Source organism: Streptomyces sp. MUM 2J (assembly GCF_022414535.1).
Lineage (GTDB): Bacteria > Actinomycetota > Actinomycetes > Streptomycetales > Streptomycetaceae > Streptomyces.
On the sequence record NZ_JADWYM010000003.1, the window covers coordinates 254,817 to 271,334 of the forward strand.

Annotated in this window: 16 protein-coding genes, 1 pseudogene and 1 riboswitch; of the genes and pseudogenes, 10 read left to right on the plus strand and 7 right to left on the minus strand. The window is 73.0% G+C overall.

Annotated elements, in window-relative coordinates; genetic code table 11:
* Positions 1-8: 8 nt before the first annotated feature.
* The 3 genes from I3F54_RS04665 to I3F54_RS04675 are packed head-to-tail and all read right to left on the minus strand — an operon-like array spanning position 9 to position 2,347.
* Positions 9-1,730, minus strand: coding sequence for an urease subunit alpha (locus tag I3F54_RS04665; protein WP_240117286.1), 1,722 nt, complete (start codon positions 1,728-1,730; stop codon positions 9-11).
* A complete protein-coding gene (locus tag I3F54_RS04670; protein WP_240117287.1) occupies positions 1,723-2,034 on the minus strand; it encodes an urease subunit beta in 312 nt (103 codons plus the stop codon). The genes I3F54_RS04665 and I3F54_RS04670 overlap by 8 nt, the downstream gene beginning before the upstream one ends.
* 10 nt (positions 2,035-2,044) lie before the next feature.
* Positions 2,045-2,347 (minus strand): urease subunit gamma, encoded by a 303-nt coding sequence (locus I3F54_RS04675; protein WP_240117288.1) that lies wholly within the window; start codon positions 2,345-2,347, stop codon positions 2,045-2,047.
* Positions 2,348-3,309: 962 nt separating this feature from the next.
* Positions 3,310-3,512, plus strand: a riboswitch (cyclic di-AMP (ydaO/yuaA leader).
* A gap of 3 nt (positions 3,513-3,515) precedes the next feature.
* Here I3F54_RS04675 and I3F54_RS04680 point away from each other — a divergent pair.
* A complete protein-coding gene (locus I3F54_RS04680) occupies positions 3,516-3,989 on the plus strand; it encodes a C40 family peptidase (RefSeq protein WP_240117289.1) in 474 nt (157 codons plus the stop codon).
* Positions 3,990-4,464: 475 nt separating this feature from the next.
* Here I3F54_RS04680 and I3F54_RS04685 read toward each other — a convergent pair whose 3' ends face one another.
* Complete coding sequence (locus I3F54_RS04685; RefSeq protein ID WP_240117290.1) at positions 4,465-4,926, minus strand: ATP-binding protein; 462 nt, start codon at positions 4,924-4,926, stop codon at positions 4,465-4,467.
* Between the two features lie 214 nt (positions 4,927-5,140).
* Between I3F54_RS04685 and I3F54_RS04690 the strand changes: the two genes are divergently transcribed.
* Together I3F54_RS04690 and I3F54_RS04695 are read left to right on the plus strand one after the other, a co-directional pair.
* A complete protein-coding gene (locus I3F54_RS04690) occupies positions 5,141-5,998 on the plus strand; it encodes a helix-turn-helix transcriptional regulator (RefSeq protein WP_240117291.1) in 858 nt (285 codons plus the stop codon).
* A 9-nt stretch (positions 5,999-6,007) separates the two neighbouring features.
* Entirely contained in the window at positions 6,008-6,238 is a 231-nt protein-coding gene (locus tag I3F54_RS04695; protein WP_240117292.1) for a DUF397 domain-containing protein, read from the plus strand.
* 51 nt (positions 6,239-6,289) lie between these two features.
* Here the strand turns inward: I3F54_RS04695 and I3F54_RS04700 are convergent, their stop codons facing one another.
* The gene (locus I3F54_RS04700; protein WP_240117293.1) at positions 6,290-7,417 is read right to left on the minus strand and encodes an 8-amino-7-oxononanoate synthase; all 1,128 of its coding nucleotides are present in this window, start codon (positions 7,415-7,417) and stop codon (positions 6,290-6,292) included.
* Between the two features lie 149 nt (positions 7,418-7,566).
* Here I3F54_RS04700 and bioB point away from each other — a divergent pair, with 149 nt between their 5' ends.
* From bioB to I3F54_RS04720, 4 genes are all read left to right on the plus strand, one after another.
* Positions 7,567-8,784 carry a biotin synthase BioB gene (gene bioB, locus I3F54_RS04705; RefSeq protein WP_240117294.1) on the plus strand — a complete coding sequence of 406 codons (1,218 nt, stop codon included), beginning with the start codon at positions 7,567-7,569 and terminating at the stop codon, positions 8,782-8,784.
* Positions 8,777-10,057, plus strand: coding sequence for an adenosylmethionine--8-amino-7-oxononanoate transaminase (locus I3F54_RS04710; protein WP_240117295.1), 1,281 nt, complete (start codon positions 8,777-8,779; stop codon positions 10,055-10,057). The genes bioB and I3F54_RS04710 overlap by 8 nt, the downstream gene beginning before the upstream one ends.
* 1 nt (position 10,058) lies before the next feature.
* Positions 10,059-10,784, plus strand: coding sequence for a dethiobiotin synthase (gene bioD, locus I3F54_RS04715; RefSeq protein ID WP_240117296.1), 726 nt, complete (start codon positions 10,059-10,061; stop codon positions 10,782-10,784).
* Between the two features lie 140 nt (positions 10,785-10,924).
* On the plus strand, positions 10,925-11,611 hold the full coding sequence (locus I3F54_RS04720) for a class I SAM-dependent methyltransferase (RefSeq protein ID WP_240117297.1): 687 nt from the start codon (positions 10,925-10,927) through the stop codon (positions 11,609-11,611).
* 18 nt (positions 11,612-11,629) lie between these two features.
* Here the strand turns inward: I3F54_RS04720 and I3F54_RS04725 are convergent, their stop codons facing one another.
* Positions 11,630-12,004, minus strand: a complete 375-nt coding sequence (locus I3F54_RS04725) for a fic family toxin-antitoxin system, toxin component (RefSeq protein WP_240117298.1) — start codon at positions 12,002-12,004, stop codon at positions 11,630-11,632.
* A 4-nt stretch (positions 12,005-12,008) separates the two neighbouring features.
* On the minus strand, positions 12,009-12,254 hold the full coding sequence (locus I3F54_RS04730) for a toxin-antitoxin system HicB family antitoxin (protein ID WP_240117299.1): 246 nt from the start codon (positions 12,252-12,254) through the stop codon (positions 12,009-12,011).
* A gap of 141 nt (positions 12,255-12,395) precedes the next feature.
* Between I3F54_RS04730 and I3F54_RS04735 the strand changes: the two genes are divergently transcribed.
* The 3 genes and pseudogenes from I3F54_RS04735 (at position 12,396) to I3F54_RS04745 (ending at position 16,338) form a co-directional block, all read left to right on the plus strand.
* Positions 12,396-13,232 carry an ABC transporter ATP-binding protein gene (locus tag I3F54_RS04735; RefSeq protein WP_240117300.1) on the plus strand — a complete coding sequence of 279 codons (837 nt, stop codon included), beginning with the start codon at positions 12,396-12,398 and terminating at the stop codon, positions 13,230-13,232.
* Between the two features lie 4 nt (positions 13,233-13,236).
* Positions 13,237-15,804, plus strand: a complete 2,568-nt coding sequence (locus I3F54_RS04740) for an ABC transporter permease (RefSeq protein WP_240117301.1) — start codon at positions 13,237-13,239, stop codon at positions 15,802-15,804.
* Between the two features lie 110 nt (positions 15,805-15,914).
* A pseudogene (locus tag I3F54_RS04745) lies at positions 15,915-16,338 on the plus strand (GNAT family N-acetyltransferase).
* Positions 16,339-16,518 lie beyond the last annotated feature (180 nt).

A 16,518-nucleotide genomic window follows, 5' to 3' on the forward strand; every position in this document is an offset into this window, starting at 1 on the left:
TCCCGTCCTCAGAAGAGGAAGTAGCGCTGCGCCATCGGCAGTTCCACCGCCGGTTCCGTCTCCACCAGTTCGCCGTCGATGTACACGGCGAAGCTGTCGGGATCGACGCGCACCTCGGGCCGCGCGTCGTTCTGGCGCATGTCGGCCTTGGTGAGCTTCCGCGTCGACTCGATGGTGACGAAGCGCTTCCCGAGCGGCAGACGCTCCGGCAGCCCGTCCTCGATCGCGGCCGGGGCGACGAAGTTGAACGAGTTCGCCGCGGGAGCCCGCCCGATCGCCCCGTACATCGGCCGCGGCAGGATCGGCTGCGGTGTCGGGATGGAGGCGTTCGCGTCACCCATCTGCGCATAGGCGATCTGCCCGCCCTTGAGCACGAGGTGTGGCTTGACCCCGAAGAACGCCGGTTCCCACAGCACCAGGTCGGCGACCTTGCCGCTCTCCACGGACCCGATCTCCCGGGCCAGCCCCTGGGCGAGCGCGGGGTTGATCGTGTACTTGGCGACGTAGCGCCGTACACGCAGGTTGTCCGCCCGCCCGTCGCCGGGCAGCGCGCCCCGGCGCCGCTTCATGACGTGGGCGGTCTGCCAGGTCCGCAGGACGACCTCGCCGACCCGCCCCATGGCCTGGGAGTCGGAGGAGATGACGGAGATCGCCCCCAGGTCGTGCAGGATGTCCTCGGCCCCGATCGTCGACGGCCGGATCCGCGACTCGGCGAACGCCAGGTCCTCGGGGACCGCGGGGTTCAGGTGGTGGCACACCATCAGCATGTCGAGGTGTTCCTCGGCCGTGTTGACGGTGAAGGGCCGTGTCGGGTTCGTGGAACTGGGCAGCACATGTGCCTGGGAGACGACGGTCATGATGTCCGGCGCGTGTCCGCCGCCCGCGCCCTCGGTGTGGTAGGCGTGGATGCCCCGGCCGGCGATCGCGGCGAGGGTGTCCTGCACGAACCCGGCCTCGTTCAGCGTGTCGGTGTGGATGGCGACCTGGACGCCGGTCCGGTCCGCCACCGTCAGTGCCGCGTCGATGACGGCCGGCGTGGACCCCCAGTCCTCGTGCAGTTTCAGCCCGAGGGCACCGCCACGGATCTGGGAGAGCATCGCCTCGTGCGAGACGGTGTTGCCCTTGCCCAGGAGGCCGATGTTGAGCGGGTACTGCTCCATCGCCTCGAACATCCGCGCGATGTGCCAGGGGCCCGGGGTCACGGTCGTGGCCTTCGAGCCCTCGGCGGGCCCGGTGCCGCCGCCGACGAGGGTCGTGATGCCGGATGCCAGCGCCTCGTCGGCGATCTGCGGGCAGATGAAGTGCACATGGGCGTCGATCGCGCCGGCGGTGAGGATCCGCCCGTTCCCGGCGACGACCTCCGTCTCCGGGCCGATCACCAGGTCCGGGTGGACCCCGTCCATGGTGTCGGGGTTGCCCGCCTTGCCGATGCCGGTGATGCGCCCGTCGCGGACGCCCACGTCGGCCTTGACGATCCCCCAGTGGTCGATGATCACCGCCCCGGTGACGACCGTGTCGGGGGCGCCCTCGGCGCGGGTGGCGCGCGACTGCCCCATGGACTCGCGGATGACCTTGCCGCCTCCGAAGACCGCCTCGTCGCCGGCCCGGCCGGGCCCGCCGCTGCGGTCCTCCTCGATCTCGACCAGCAGGTCGGTGTCGGCGAGCCTGATGCGGTCGCCGGTGGTCGGGCCGAACAGGTCGGCGTACGCGGCGCGTGAGACCTCATGCATCGAGGGCACCTCCGGTCCGGCCGCGCAGCCCGGGCACGATGCGGGCTCCCGCCAGCGCGACGAGTTCGACGTCGACGGGGATCCCGGGCTCGAAGCGCACCGCGGTGCCGGCCGCGACGTCCAGCCGCTTGCCGTGCGCCGCGGCGCGGTCGAACTCCAGACCCGGGTTGGCCTCGGCGAAGTGGTAGTGGGAACCCACCTGGACGGGCCGGTCGGCGGCGTTGAGGACGGTGAGCCGGGTGACCTCGCGGCCCTCGTTGCAGGTGATCGGGCCGTCGGCGAAGAGGAACTCTCCGGGGATCATCGGGGCCTCCTCAGACGATCGGGTCGTGGACGGTGACGAGCTTGGTGCCGTCGGGGAAGGTCGCCTCGACCTGGACGTCATGGATCATCTCGGGGACGCCCTCCATGACATCGCCCCTGGTGAGGAGCTTGCGCCCGGAGGACATCAGCTCGGCGACGGTGCGGCCGTCACGGGCGCCCTCAAGGATGTGCGACGTGATGAGGGCGACCGTCTCGGGGTGGTTGAGCTTCAGCCCGCGGGCCCGGCGCTTCTCGGCCACGTCGGCCGCCACATGGATCAGCAGCCTCTCCTGCTCGTGCGGGGTCAGTTGCACGTCCCACCTCACATCCTCGCTCCGGACCGTGCGGGGCCCGGCTGCCGCAGCCACCGCGACGGGGACAGGTGTCACACACAGACAGATGGCGCGATTCAGCGCGATCAGGAAAGAAAAACCCCTGGTGGCGTGGATGCGCAGGCTAGTTCGCCGGAGTTTCAGCGACGTTAACCAGACCTTGATCGTCACATGACCCGTCCCTGGTCTCCGGCTTACGAGGCACCACGGGCCGGGCATTGCACACGATCGGGCCGCCCCGGACCCCACCGGACGGCGAGAACCGGACGGGAGCCCGATCGGCGCCCCTGGGTTCGCTCCCGGGATTCGGCACACCGCGGCACAGGCAACGGCGCCGAGGGCCGGCCGGGCGGCTTCCCGCAGCGGCGGGCCGACCGCACGGGTGGACCGACCGGGCGAGGGCACCCGAACCGCCGGGGCAGGGCCGTCGACGCGCGGGCCGCGGTGGACCGGGGACCGGCCCGGGGGGGGGCGGTCGCGCCGCGCGAGGCGCCGACGGGATGAATCGGAACTGCGCGCCGGCTCCCTCGCGCCGGCGCTCAGGGCACTGGACGGCGAGCGCCGCGCGGCGCGCCTCACCCTGCCGTCGCGCTCCGACAACTGACGCACCGGCAGCGGTGAGCGGCAGGGGTACCGCCCGAACGGGACGGTCGGCCCCGGTTTGAAACGGACTGAACGACGGTCCCACCGTCGGCGTATCCGGACCCCCGTTTTCCGGGGCTCCGGGGTTGCGCACACCGCTCGCCCGCACGACGAAACGATCTTCTCCGCCGCTGGTCCGGGGGTGGTCGCAGGGGTGGACACCGGACCGAACGCGGAGGTGTCCACCCGAACGGGCGAGTGGTGAGCAACAACACAAACCGCCTGTTCTATTGGGATTTTCGGACACATGTGAGTGAAGATCCCTGTCTGACGACAAGCCCCCGCCACAAGCGGCGGGGCGGTCCGGGCGGACGCCGAGTCCTGCCGCCGCCCGGATGACCGGTCGACAGGAGTGGATCGGCAGGAGTGGAGGACCCAGGCAAGGCGGGTCGACGGGACGTCAGTTCCGAGCGGCCCTTGGGGTGAAGTCGCGGTGACGCGACCGGGCTACTTCGCCAGCCCGAATCCGACAGGTCATCCTTCACAGGCGGCTGACGAAGGGTTGCGCATGACTGCGCTCAATCGTGTCCCGTCTCTGATGGCCCGTGCCGGTACCGCCTCGGCCCTCACCCTCGCCGCCTTCGGCGGCACGATCGCCGTCCCCCATCTCGTCTCCGAAGCCGCCGCCGCCACGCCGGCCACCAAGGCGCTCCAGGTCGCGGCCTCCAAGAGGGGCGCCCCGTACAAGTGGGGCGCCACCGGACCGCACCGGTTCGACTGCTCCGGGCTGACGCTGTATTCGTACAAGAAGGCGGGCAAGCGGCTGCCGCGGACCGCGGCGCAGCAGTACAACAAGACCCGGCACGTCTCCTCCACCCACCGCAGGGCGGGCGACCTGGTGTTCTTCCACTCGGGCAGGAACGTCTACCACGTGGGCATCTACGCCGGCCGCGGGAAGATCTGGCACGCCCCGAAGACCGGGGACGTGGTCAGGCTTCAGAGGATCTGGACCAGGAGCGTCTGGTACGGGCGGGTGAGCTGAGCCCGTGAACTCCCCGGGGCGGTGACTGCACCCCTGACGTGCAGTCACCGCCTCAGGGGCCCGGGAGCCCCTGAGGGGCCCGCCCGGGCCCCTCAGGACGCGCGTGGGTGCCCTGGCCGGGAGGCTCCCCGCCCGAGCGCGCGCGAGGGCCGTAGGGGCGCCCGGGAAGCCGTTCCACGGGGGTGGCCCCCGCCGGTGGGTTCTCCCCGGCGTGACGCCTGGCCGCCGCCGGACCGGCGGACCCGCCCCGGCGGACGAGGCACCGGGCGGAAGGCCGTCGGCCGCGGCGGGGAGAACCCACCGGCCACGGACACGCGGACACCACGGGAGGCGTCCGGTCCCGTGCGGCCGCGCTGCCGGCCGGGGCTCCTCGACGCACCCGGGAGCCCGGCACCGCACCGGTGCCCTCCGCGCGCCGGGCTCACCGCGAACCGGACCTCCGGGCGGGACCGGGCCCCCTGGTGCGCCGGGCGGGTCACGGCTCCGGTTGCACCACCGTCGTCGCCACCGGCTCGGCCGGGACGGTCCACGGCAGGGCGATGGAGACGGTCTTGCCGCCCTCGTGGGTGGGGCGGACGCTGAGCTTGCCGCCGTTCTCCACGGCCAGCCAGCGGATGATCACCATTCCGCGGCCGTTGTCCTGCTGGACGGCCGCGGGCAGCCGTTTGGGGAACCGGGGGTGACTGTCGGTCACACCGATGTGCAGCTGTTCGTCGCGGTCGAGGGTGAGGGCCACCGTGAAGGTGGGTGACTGCCCGAAGGTGTGCTGGACGGAGTTGGTGGCGAGCTCGGAGACGATCAGCCGGACGGTGTCGGCGGCGTCCGTGTCCGCCGGCAGGCCCCACTCCGCGAGCGTGCTGATCGCGAAGGAGCGGGCGGCGGAGACCGAGGCGGGATCGCTCGGCAGAGTGACGGATGCTTCCAGGTGGTCTGCCATGGCGACGTCGTCCCTTTCCCACGGGACCGCGGTCCGACACGAGGCGGATGGTTCGAGTACGGTCCCGGACTGGTGCTTCGCCCGTCAGACTGCCATCACCGAGCCGGTCGCGGGTGGCGATCCACCAAGTTGTGCATATATCTGTCGCTCGATGCGGTGAACTCTGCTACGGCAGAGCGTATTCGGGCGGCCCGGGCATAGTAAGGAGGGACCCATGCAGCACGGTCCCGCGGTGCGCCGGCGCAAACTCGGCGCCGAACTGCGCGCCCTGCGCACCGGCGCGGGGCTCACCAGCGGTGAAGCGGCCCGCCTGGTGGGCTGGCATCAGTCGAAGGTCAGCCGAATCGAGACCGGCGCGAGCGGCGTGAAACCGCCCGATGTGCGGTTACTCCTGGACGCGTACGGGGTCGAGGACCACGAGTTGCGGGAGTTGCTGCTGGTGCTGTCCGGGGTCCGGGACGGCCGGCGGGACCACTGGTGGCACGCCTACCGCGGGGTGCTGCCGCCCACCTACCGTGACTTCATCAGTCTGGAGTCGCAGGCCATCGCGATGCGCACCCTGGAGACCTCCGTCGTTCCGGGCCTGCTGCAGACTCCGGAGTACGCCCGCGCGGTCACCCGTGCCGCCGTGGGCACGGTGGACGAGCACCGGCTGGACGCACTGGTGGAGGTGCGGCTGGCCAGGCAGGACGTGCTGCGGTCGGAGCCGCCGCTGACGCTCAACGCGGTGCTGGACGAGGCCGTGCTGCACCGGGAGGTGGGGGGCCCGGAGGTGATGGCCCGTCAGCGGGCGCGGCTGGTGGAGGCGGCGCGGCTGCCGCAGGTACGGATCCAGGTCCTGCCGTTCTCCGCGGGGGCGCATATCGGCATCACCGGCCCTTTCGTCATCTTCTCATTTCCGAGCACTTCCGATCTGGACGTGGTTGTTCTCGACCACTTGACGAGTAGCCTCTACCTCGAACGGAAAGAAGACCTCCGGGCCTACACCGAGGCCTTCGACTCCCTCAGGATCCACGCCCTCTCCCCCGAGGACTCGTTGGACGTCATCGCCGGAACAGGTGACGGCACGTAAGGAGGCACCATGACCGCACTGCCTCGGAACGTACCTTCCACGACCGATCTGCCCGATGTGCGGTGGCTGCGCAGCAGCTACAGCACGGGGGCCAACAACTGTGTCGAGACGGCCCGGCCGGCCGCGGGCCCGCTCGCCGGACTGCTCGCGGTGCGCGACTCCAAGGACCCGGCCGGGCCCGCACTGCTCTTCTCCCCCGGAAGCTGGACCCGGTTCACGTCCGCGGTGCACCGGCTCTGACCCCGGCCCCGCCCCTGCCCGTCCGGCGACGCAGGGCCGTGGTACGCCGACTCATGGTCGCGCCTCGCCGATCACTCGTACAGCGCGTTCGATCTGGCCCTCGGAGAGGTCCGCACGGGCGGTGAGCCTCAGCCGCGAGACGCCGTCGGGAACGGAAGGAGGCCGGAAGCATCCCACGGCGAGCCCCGCGCCGCGGCAGTCGGCCGCCCAGCGCACGGCGTCCTCCGGGGACGGAGCCCGCACGGAGACGACCGCGGCGTCGGGGCGCACCGCCTCAAGGCCCACGGCCGTCAGGCGGGCGTGCAGTTCGCCCGCCACCGCGCGCGCCCGCGCCGCCCGCTCCGGCTCGCGGCGCAGCAACCGCAGGGCGGCCAGGGCCGCTCCCGCGGCCGCGGGAGCGAGACCGGTGTCGAAGATGAACGTCCGCGCGGCGTTCACCAGATGGTCGATCACCCGGGCGGGGCCGAGGACGGCTCCGCCCTGGCTGCCGAGCGACTTGGACAGCGTCAGTGTCACCACGACGTCGTCGGCCCCCGCGAGACCCGCTGCTTCCACGGCCCCGCGCCCCCCGGTGCCGAGCACGCCGAAGCCGTGCGCGTCGTCCACCACCAGCCCGGCGCCGTGCTCGCGGCACGCCGCGGCCAGCTCCGCCAGCGGGGCCGCGTCGCCGTCGACGGAGAAGACCGTGTCGGAGACGGTCACGGCGGCGCCGTCGCGGGTCCCCAGCGCCTTGCGCACGGCGTCCGGGTCGGCGTGCGCCACCACCTGGGTGGTACCGCGGGCCAGTCGGCAGCCGTCGATGAGCGAGGCGTGGTTGCCGGCGTCGGACACGATCAGGGTGCCGTGCGGGGCCAGCGCGGTGACCGCGGCCAGGTTGGCGGCGTAGCCGGAGGAGAAGACCAGGGCCGCCTCGACGCCGCAGAAGTCGGCCAGCTCACGTTCGAGTTCGGTGTGCAGCTCGGTGCTGCCGGTGACCAGCCGGGAGCCGGTCGCGCCGCCGCCCCAGTCGCGGGCGGCGCGGGCGGCGCCCTCGGTGACCTCCGGGTGACGGGCCAGGCCGAGGTAGTCGTTGCTCGCGAGATCGAGTAGCGGGCTCTCGGACGGGCGGGGCCTGAGGGTCCGTACGAGTCCGGCGCGGCGGCGCAGCTCCGCCTGTTCGTCGATCCAGCCGAACACCATGGGGCCCTCCGGTCGTTTTGTAGGCAGCGCACAGACACTAGCGGCCCGACAAGCCGCCCAGGGTGTGGCAATACCCACACGGCGAAGCGTCTGCTGTTGTCCGATCCCTCCTTGGCCGCGGGCGGTCGCGTAGGACAGGATCAGATCCCATGGACCTGCTGAAGACGCTGGTGGACAAGGGGCTGCGGCGCGAGCAGCCGACCCGTGAGGAGGCGCTCGCCGTCCTCGCGACCTCCGACGACGATCTGCTCGACGTGGTGGCCGCGGCCGGAAGGGTGCGCCGGCACTGGTTCGGGCGCCGGGTGAAACTCAACTATCTGGTCAACCTCAAGTCCGGGCTGTGCCCCGAGGACTGCTCCTACTGTTCCCAGCGGCTGGGTTCCAAGGCCGACATCCTGAAGTACACCTGGCTCAAGCCCGACCAGGCCTCCGAGGCGGCTGCCGCCGGACTGGCCGGCGGGGCCAAGCGGGTGTGCCTGGTGGCCAGCGGGCGCGGCCCGACCGACCGGGACGTGGACCGGGTCTCCGACACCATCCGGGCCATCAAGGAGCAGAACGAGGGCGTCGAGGTGTGCGCCTGCCTCGGGCTGCTCTCCGACGGGCAGGCCGAGCAACTGCGTGAGGCCGGCGCGGACGCCTACAACCACAACCTCAACACGTCCGAGGCGACGTACGGGGACATCACGAGCACCCACACCTACGCCGACCGGGTGGACACCGTGCAGAAGGCGCACGCGGCCGGGCTGTCGGCGTGCTCCGGTCTGATCGCCGGCATGGGCGAGAGCGACGAGGACCTCGTCGACGTGGTGTTCTCGCTGCGCGCACTCGACCCGGACTCGGTGCCGGTCAACTTCCTCATCCCGTTCGAGGGCACGCCGCTGGCCACCGAGTGGAACCTCACCCCGCAGCGCTGCCTGCGGATCCTGGCGATGGTCCGGTTCGTGTGCCCGGACGTGGAGGTCCGCATCGCCGGCGGCCGCGAGGTCCACCTGCGCACCGTGCAGCCGCTCGCGCTGCACCTGGCGAACTCGATCTTCCTCGGCGACTACCTCACCAGCGAGGGCCAGGCCGGCAAGGCCGACCTGGAGATGATCGCGGACGCCGGCTTCGAGGTGGAGGGCGCCGACCAGGTCACCCTGCCCGAGCACCGGGCGGCGGGCGGCTGCGGATCGCACGGGGCGGCCGGCTGCGGATCGCACGAGGGCGCCGCGGGCTGCGTGTCCGAGGAGGCCGCGGGCTGCGGGTCGCACGAGGGCGGCGTCTGCGGTTCCGCCCCGGCTGCCGCGCAGGCGGCGGGCGATGCACGTACCGACCTGGTCGCCGTCCGCCGCCGCGGCGCAGGAACGGACCTCGCGCCCAATGCCTGACCTGAGCACGGCCGAGTTGCTGGACCTGGACCGCCGGCACGTGTGGCACCCGTACGGACCCATGCCCGGGCGGGCCGAACCGCTCGTCGTCGAGGCGGCGAGCGGGGTCCGGCTGAAGCTCGCCGACGGCTCGGGCGAACTGGTCGACGGGATGTCGTCGTGGTGGTCGGCGATCCACGGCTACAACCACCCGGTGCTCAACGAGGCGGCGCACGACCAACTGGGGCGGATGAGCCATGTCATGTTCGGCGGGCTCACCCACGAGCCCGCCGTGCGGCTGGCCAAACTGCTCGTCGACATCGCGCCGGACGGCCTGGAGCACGTCTTCCTCGCCGACTCCGGCTCGGTGTCGGTCGAGGTCGCGGTCAAGATGTGCCTCCAGTACTGGCGTTCGCTGGGCCGACCCGAGAAGCGGCGGCTGATGACGTGGCGCGGCGGCTACCACGGCGACACCTGGCAGCCGATGTCGGTGTGCGACCCCGACGGCGGCATGCACGACCTGTGGACGGGGGTGCTGCCCCGCCAGGTGTTCGCCGAGGCACCGCCCGCGGAGTACGACGAGGCCTACGCCGAGCACGTGCGCGCGACCGTCGAAAGGCACGCGCACGAACTGGCAGCCGTGATCGTCGAGCCGGTGGTGCAGGGCGCGGGCGGTATGCGGTTCCATTCCCCCGCGTACCTGCGGGTGCTGCGCGAGGCGTGTGACGCGCACGACGTACTGCTGGTGTTCGACGAGATCGCCACCGGGTTCGGGCGCACCGGCGAACTGTTCGCCGCCGGCCACACCGGCGTGGCGCCGGACGTGATGTGTGTGGGCAAGGCACTCACCGGCGGCTACCTCACCCTGGCGGCGACACTGTGCACCGCGCGGATCGCGGAGGGCATCTCCCGCGGCGAGGTGCCGGTGCTGGCGCACGGCCCCACGTTCATGGGCAACCCGCTCGCCGCCTCGGTGGCGTGCGCCTCGATCGGGCTGCTGCTCGGCCAGGACTGGCGGGCCGAGGTGGCGCGCATCGAGACCGGGCTGCGCACGGGGCTGGCACCGGCGGCCTCCCTGCCGGGCGTGAAGGACGTCCGCGTGCTCGGCGCGATCGGGGTGGTCCAGCTCGACCGCCCCGTGGACCTGCGGACGGCCACGCGGGCCGCGGTGCGCGAGGGTGTCTGGCTGCGGCCGTTCCGCGACCTCGTCTACACGATGCCGCCGTACGTCACCGGTGACGCGGACGTCGCACGGATCGCGCGCGCGGTGTGTGCCGCGGCACGGGAGGGATGACATGTCGGTACTGGTGATCACGGGCACGGGCACCGAGGTCGGCAAGACGGTCACGACCGCGGCGGCGGCCGCCGCCGCGGTCGCCTCGGGCCGGTCGGTGGCCGTGCTCAAGGCCGCGCAGACCGGGGTGGCGCCCGGTGAGCGCGGGGACGCCGACGAGGTGGCGCGGCTGGCCAATGGCGTCACCGCGGTCGAGGTCGCCCGCTATCCCGAGCCCCTGGCACCCGCGACGGCCGCGCGGCGGGCAGGCCTGGCTCCGGTGCACCCGCAGCGGGTCGCCGAGGCCGCCGCCAAACTCGCCACCGAGCACGACCTGGTGCTGGTCGAGGGTGCGGGTGGTCTGATGGTGCGGTTCGACGAGGCCGGCGGGACGCTGGCGGACACGGCCCGGATGCTGGGCGCGCCCGTCCTGCTCGTGGCCTCCGCCGGTCTGGGCACCCTCAATGTCGTCGAGCTGACGGCGCGTGAACTTCGCGGGCAGGGAACGGAGTTGCTGGGGCTGGTGATCGGCAGCTGGCCGCACGAGCCCGACCTCGCCTGCCGGTGCAACCTCGCCGACCTGCCCGAGGTCGCCGGGGCGCCGCTCCTCGGCGCCGTGCCGGACGGGGCGGGGACCCTCACCCCCACCGCGTTCCGGGCGGCGGCCCCGGGGTGGCTGTCACCGCGGCTGGACGGCACGTGGGACGCGGAGGCGTTCCGGGTGCGGGAGGCGCCCCCCTCCCCCTGAGCCCGGGACCGCGCGCACCCGGCGGCCGGCAGGTGCGCCGGGGCGGTGACGGGGGACAATCGCGGTAGGGCCCGCGCGGCTGCGGAGGTCCTCGCGCCTCCACCGCGCTCCCGCCCCGTCCGAGCAGGGAGGTACCGCCCATGTCCACCGGCTCCGCGAAGGCGGCCCGGGGCACCGTCCACCATCCGCTGTTCGCCCGCTGCTACGCGCGGCTCAGCGTGACGGCCGAGACCCGCATGGGCATGGCCGGCATGCGCGAGCGGCTGCTCGCCGGGCTGTCCGGACGCGTGATCGAGATCGGCGCGGGCAACGGACTGAACTTCGCGCACTATCCGGAGACGGTCTCCGGGGTCGTCGCGATCGAACCGGAGCCCCTGCTGCGGAACCTGGCCGTGGCGGCCGCGCCGCGGGCCGGCGTGCCCGTCGATGTCGCACCGGGCGTCGCGGAAGCCCTGCCGGTCGAGAGCGAGGCCTTCGACGCAGCGGTGGTCTCCCTGGTGCTGTGCAGCGTGCGGGACGTGCCACGGGCCCTGGCCGAGGTGCGCCGGGTGCTGCGGCCGGGCGGCGTCGTACGGTTCTTCGAGCACGGCCGCGGCGGGGGCCGTGCGATGCGCGTCACGCAGCGTGCGCTGGACCACACGGTGTGGCCGTGGCTGAACGGCGGCTGCCATGTGTCCCGGAACCCCGTCGCCTCGCTGCGCGGGGCCGGCTTCGCCCTGGGACCGTACCGGCAGGTGATGATGCCGCAGGAGGGACCGCGGCTGCCGACCTCCCACTGCGTGCTGGGCACGGCGTGGGCACCGCCGGAAGGGCCGCACCGGGACTGATCGGCGCTCACGGGCCGGTCAGACGGTCCAGCGGCGCAGTTCCTCGGCGATGACGTGCACCGACGCCTCGCCGCTCTTGACCAGCCGGGCCAGTTCGCGGACCCGCTCGGGCGTGGTGGCGACCTTCAGTCCGCTGGCCACGAGGTAGGCGTAGGCGACGGCCGAGGCGAACAGGGCGTTGGAACGCTCCAGCGCGGGCACGTGGATCAGCAACTGGAGCAGCGCGGCGGCGCGCGCGTGCGGGGTGTCGTAGACGGGCACGTCGAAGATGTCGGCACGGTGCCGGGCGACGGCTGCGACGAGGGCTCCCCAGTCCGTGACCTGGGGGTCGCCGGGGGTCTTCTGCTCGGCGAGCATGAGCAGCCAGGAGAGGTCGATCCTGAGGTCGTTCAACGGATCAGCGCTTCCGGCCCTCGCCGTGCCGGGCCTGGCCGCCCGTCCCGAACTCCTCGGCGAAGACGGATTCGTAGCCCTTCATGAAGTCGGCGGCGGCCTCCACGAAAGTGCGCCCCGCCTCCCCCGCGTCCTGTCTGACCAGTTCCTCGATGTAGCGGTTGACGCTCATGCCGCGGGCCAGCGCGCGCTCCCGGGCGGCGCGGGCGGTGTCCTCGTCCACGCGTACGTTCAGCTGGGTCTTCGCCATACCCTAGACGCTAGCGCCGGACCGCTAGCAGCGGCAAGGGCGGACTCCGGCCTCGGGGGCGGATATCGGATGTGGGCGTGGTCACACTAGGCTCGGGCGGGACACGGCAGTCGTACCGTCCACCCGAGCGAGGAGGCAGCCTTGCCCTCACCTGCTGCGGAGCACGCCCCGGAGAAGACCCCGACGGACGGGGTCGCCGCCCGAGCCCGGGGGCTGACGAAGGCCTACGGACAGGGCGAGACGACGGTACTGGCGCTGGACGCCGTGGACGTCGACATCGCGCGTGGCCGGTTCACGGCGGTCATGGGCCCGTCGGGCTCGGGCAAGTCCACGCTGATGCACTGCCTGGCGGGTCTGGACACCGTATCCGCCGGCCGGGTGTGGCTCGGCGACACGGAGATCACCGGGCTGCGGGACCGCGAGCTGACCCGGCTGCGGCGGGACCGGATCGGGTTCATGTTCCAGTCCTTCAACCTGATCCCGACCCTGACCGCGCTGGAGAACATCACCCTGCCCATGGACATCGCGGGCCGGAAGCCGGACCCGGCTTGGCTGGACCAGGTCGTCGACACCCTCGGCCTGCGCGACCGGCTGGGTCACCGGCCGGCGCAGCTGTCCGGCGGACAGCAGCAGCGCGTGGCGTGCGCCCGGGCTCTGCTGTCCCGCCCCGAACTCGTCTTCGCGGACGAACCCACCGGGAACCTCGACTCCCGGGCCGGCCTGGAGGTGCTCGACTTCCTGCGGGAGGCGGTCGACGAACTGGGCCAGACCGTCGTGATGGTCACCCACGACCCGGGCGCCGCCGCCCACTCCGATCTGGTGCTCTTCCTCGCCGACGGGCGGATCGTCGACGAGATGCCACGGCCCACCGCGGCAGCCGTGCTGGAACGGATGCGGCTGTTCACCGGGCGCTCCCCCCGGACGGCGGAGGCCGGCGCGGACGTCCGACGCGTCCCCGAGACGGCCGGAGAGGACTGAGCCCGTGCTCAAGGCCACGCTCCGGAGCTTCCTGGCCCACAAGGGCCGGCTGGCGCTGTCCGCGCTGGCCGTCGTCCTGTCCGTCGCCTTCGTCGCGGGCAGTCTGATCTTCTCCGACACGGTCTCCCACACGTTCGACCGCCTCTTCGCCTCCACCGCCGCCGACGTGACCGTGGCCCCCGAGGACGACCTGCGGTCGCAGCTGCCCTCCGGCGCGGTCGCGACGGTGCCGGCCTCCCTCGCCGCGCAGGTGGCACGGGTCGACGGGGTCGCCGCGGCACACGCGGACGTGAGCGTGGAGAACGTCACGGTCGTCGACAGCCGGCGCCGCTCCATCGGGCCGACCACGGGCCCGCCCACCATCGCCCGCGACTGGCAGGTCACCGGCCGCAGCCCCGTCGAGCTGACGTCCGGCCACGCCCCGCACGGCCCGGCCCAGGCCCTGGTGGACGCGGACACCGCCGACCGCAAGCACGTGCGGATCGGCGACACCCTCACCGTACTGGCCCAGCCCGGCTCCTTCCGGGTGCACGTCGTCGGTATCGCCACCTTCACCACCACCAACCCCGGTGCGGCCCTCGTCTATCTCGACTCCGCGGTGGCCGGGGAGAAGCTGCTGGGCTCCGCCGACCGCGCCACGAGCATCTCGGCGGACGCGGCGCCCGGCGTGTCCGACACCGAACTGAAGCGCCGCATCGGCGCGGCGATCGGCACCGGCGACTACGCCCTGAAAACCGCCGGCGAGCGGGCCGCGTCGGCCACCGAGCAGCTCGGCACGTTCCTCGACGTGATCAAGTACGTGATGTTGGGATTCGCCGGGATCGCCGTCCTGGTGGGCGTCTTCCTGATCGTCAACACCTTCTCGATGCTCATCGCGCAGCGCACCCGCGAACTCGGTCTGCTGCGCGCCCTCGGCGCCGACCGGCGGCAGGTACGGCGGTCGGTGCTGACGGAGGCGACGCTGCTGGGGGTGACCGGCTCCACGCTGGGACTGGCGGTCGGGATCGCACTCGCGGTGGGACTGATCCGCCTCATGGGCGTCTTCGGCATGAACCTCAGGGCCACGGAACTGGTCGTGCGCTGGCCCACGCCCGTGACGGCCTACGTGGTCGGGGTCGGCGTCACCTTCGTCGCGGCCTATCTGCCGGCCCGGCGCGCGGCGGCCGTCTCGCCGATGGCGGCGCTCCAGGACGCCGAGACCGCCGGCGCGGGACGGCCGCTGCGGACGCGCGCGGTGGCGGGCGGAGTCGTCGGCGCGGCCGGTGCGGCCGCACTGGCGGGCTGCGTCGCGTCGACGAGGACGGCGTCCGCGGCCTCGCTGCTCGGGCTGGGCGTCGTGCTCACGCTGATCGCCACGGTGATCGCGGGCCCGCTGCTGGTGCGCCCGGTGATCCGGGTGCTGGGCGCGGCGTTCCCCGCCCTGTTCGGGTCGGTCGGGCGCATGAGCCAGCGCAACGCCCTGCGCAACCCGCGCCGCACCGGGGCGACCGCCGCCGCACTCATGGTGGGGCTCGCCCTCGTCGGCGGCATGTCGGTGGCCAGCGCCTCCATGTCGAAGTCGTTCGACCGGCAGATCGACCGGACCCTGGGCGCCGACTTCGTCGTCCAGAACGCCAACTTCATGCCGTTCCCACAGGAGATCACCGACAAGGTCCGCGCCACGGACGGCGTGGGCCTGGTCGTACGGCAGCGCTTCGCGCCCGTCGCGGTACGGCTGCCCGACGGCACACGCGTGGAGACGTCCGCGGCGGGCTACGACCCGCAGGTCGACGAGGTCGCCCACGTCACGTACACCGCGGGCGACTCGGCCGCGGCGCTCGCCGACGGAGGCATGGGAATGGACGCCGGTTTCGCCCGCGACCACGGCGTCCGGGCGGGCAGCGTCGTCCCGGTGGAGTTCCCGGGCGGCCGGACGGCCCGGCTGAAGGTCGGAGCGCTCACCGACCAGGAGCAGGCCGAGGGGTTCGGCCCGCAGGGCGGGTTGTTCCTCGGCATCGCCACGGTCGAGAAGTACATTCCCGGCGGCCAGGACTCCGTGCTGTACGTCAACGCCGCCGCGGGCACCGGCGCCGACGCGCTGCGCGCCGCTCTGGAGCGCACGCTGGCCCCCTACCCGCAGGTACAGGCGCGCGACCAGGCCGACTACAAGAAGCTCGTGCACGACCAGATCGCGGTCCTGCTCTACCTCGTCTACGCCCTGCTGGGACTGGCGATCGTGATCGCGGTGCTGGGGGTCGTGAACACGCTCGCCCTGTCGGTCGTCGAGCGCACCCGGGAGATCGGACTGCTGCGGGCGATCGGGCTGGCCCGGCGGCAGCTGCGCCGGATGATCCGGCTGGAGTCGGTGGTGATCGCGGTGTTCGGGGCGGTGCTGGGCCTCACGCTGGGACTGGTCTGGGGCGTGTGCACCCAGCAGGTGCTGGCCCTGCAGGGGATGACGGCACTGGCGATCCCGTGGGGCACGGTCGTGGCGGTGGTGGTCGGCTCGGCGGTGGTCGGTGTGGCGGCGGCGCTGCTCCCGGCGCTGCGGGCCTCGCGCATGAACGTGCTGGCGGCCATCGCGCACGAGTGAGACAACCGGTCGCCCCGGCTCGCGGGCCGGGACCCGGCGCCCTGCGCCCGGCCCCGGTCCGCATCGTGGAATCCCCGGCCCAGGTCCGCCCCGCGTGGTGGGATCGCGGCATGTCCGATCTGCGCATACGGGCCGCGGCGCCCGCCGACCTCGACACCGTGCTCGCCTTCTGGAAGTCGGCCGCCGAGGGCACGAGCATCAGCGACGACCGCGCGGGAGTGGAGCGGCTGGTGGACCGCGACCCCGAGGCGCTCCTGCTCGCCGAGCGGGGCGGGGAGGTCGTGGGCACGGTCGTCGCCGGATTCGACGGCTGGCGCTGCCACCTCTGCCGTCTCGCGGTGCACCCCGCGCAACGCCGCCGGGGCATCGCGACGGCCCTGCTCGCCGCCGCCGAGGAACGCTTCGTACGGCTCGGCGGGCGGCGCGGGGACGCGATGGTGCTCACGGGCAACGCGCGCGCACCACGCCTGGCGCGCGGCCGGGTACGCGCCCGAGGAGCACTGGCGCCGCTGGGTCAAACCCCTCGTCGGCTAAGGACTTTTGCCGACCCTTTACCATTGGGGTCGGATCCGGAGCCCGTTCCGGACCGCAGCCGACCGGTACCGGTCCCCAACGGAAAGGTGTGAGCGTCCGCCCATGGGCGAGCCTCCCAGTACCCGACGTCGCCAGACCCGACGTCGCCAGACCTGCCACCGCCGTGCGCGACGTCGCGCG

Excerpts from the sequence above, each read along its gene's own strand:
- I3F54_RS04700 (WP_240117293.1), bottom strand. The coding sequence starts at position 7,417 with ATGGTGTTCGGCTGGATCGACGAACAGGCGGAGCTGCGCCGCCGCGCC.
- bioD (WP_240117296.1), top strand. The coding sequence starts at position 10,059 with ATGTCGGTACTGGTGATCACGGGCACGGGCACCGAGGTCGGCAAGACG.
- I3F54_RS04665 (WP_240117286.1), bottom strand. The coding sequence starts at position 1,730 with ATGCATGAGGTCTCACGCGCCGCGTACGCCGACCTGTTCGGCCCGACC.
- I3F54_RS04680 (WP_240117289.1), top strand. The coding sequence starts at position 3,516 with ATGACTGCGCTCAATCGTGTCCCGTCTCTGATGGCCCGTGCCGGTACC.
- I3F54_RS04695 (WP_240117292.1), top strand. The coding sequence starts at position 6,008 with ATGACCGCACTGCCTCGGAACGTACCTTCCACGACCGATCTGCCCGAT.
- I3F54_RS04670 (WP_240117287.1), bottom strand. The coding sequence starts at position 2,034 with ATGATCCCCGGAGAGTTCCTCTTCGCCGACGGCCCGATCACCTGCAAC.
- bioB (WP_240117294.1), top strand. The coding sequence starts at position 7,567 with ATGGACCTGCTGAAGACGCTGGTGGACAAGGGGCTGCGGCGCGAGCAG.
- I3F54_RS04720 (WP_240117297.1), top strand. The coding sequence starts at position 10,925 with ATGTCCACCGGCTCCGCGAAGGCGGCCCGGGGCACCGTCCACCATCCG.
- I3F54_RS04710 (WP_240117295.1), top strand. The coding sequence starts at position 8,777 with ATGCCTGACCTGAGCACGGCCGAGTTGCTGGACCTGGACCGCCGGCAC.
- I3F54_RS04730 (WP_240117299.1), bottom strand. The coding sequence starts at position 12,254 with ATGGCGAAGACCCAGCTGAACGTACGCGTGGACGAGGACACCGCCCGC.
- I3F54_RS04690 (WP_240117291.1), top strand. The coding sequence starts at position 5,141 with ATGCAGCACGGTCCCGCGGTGCGCCGGCGCAAACTCGGCGCCGAACTG.
- I3F54_RS04685 (WP_240117290.1), bottom strand. The coding sequence starts at position 4,926 with ATGGCAGACCACCTGGAAGCATCCGTCACTCTGCCGAGCGATCCCGCC.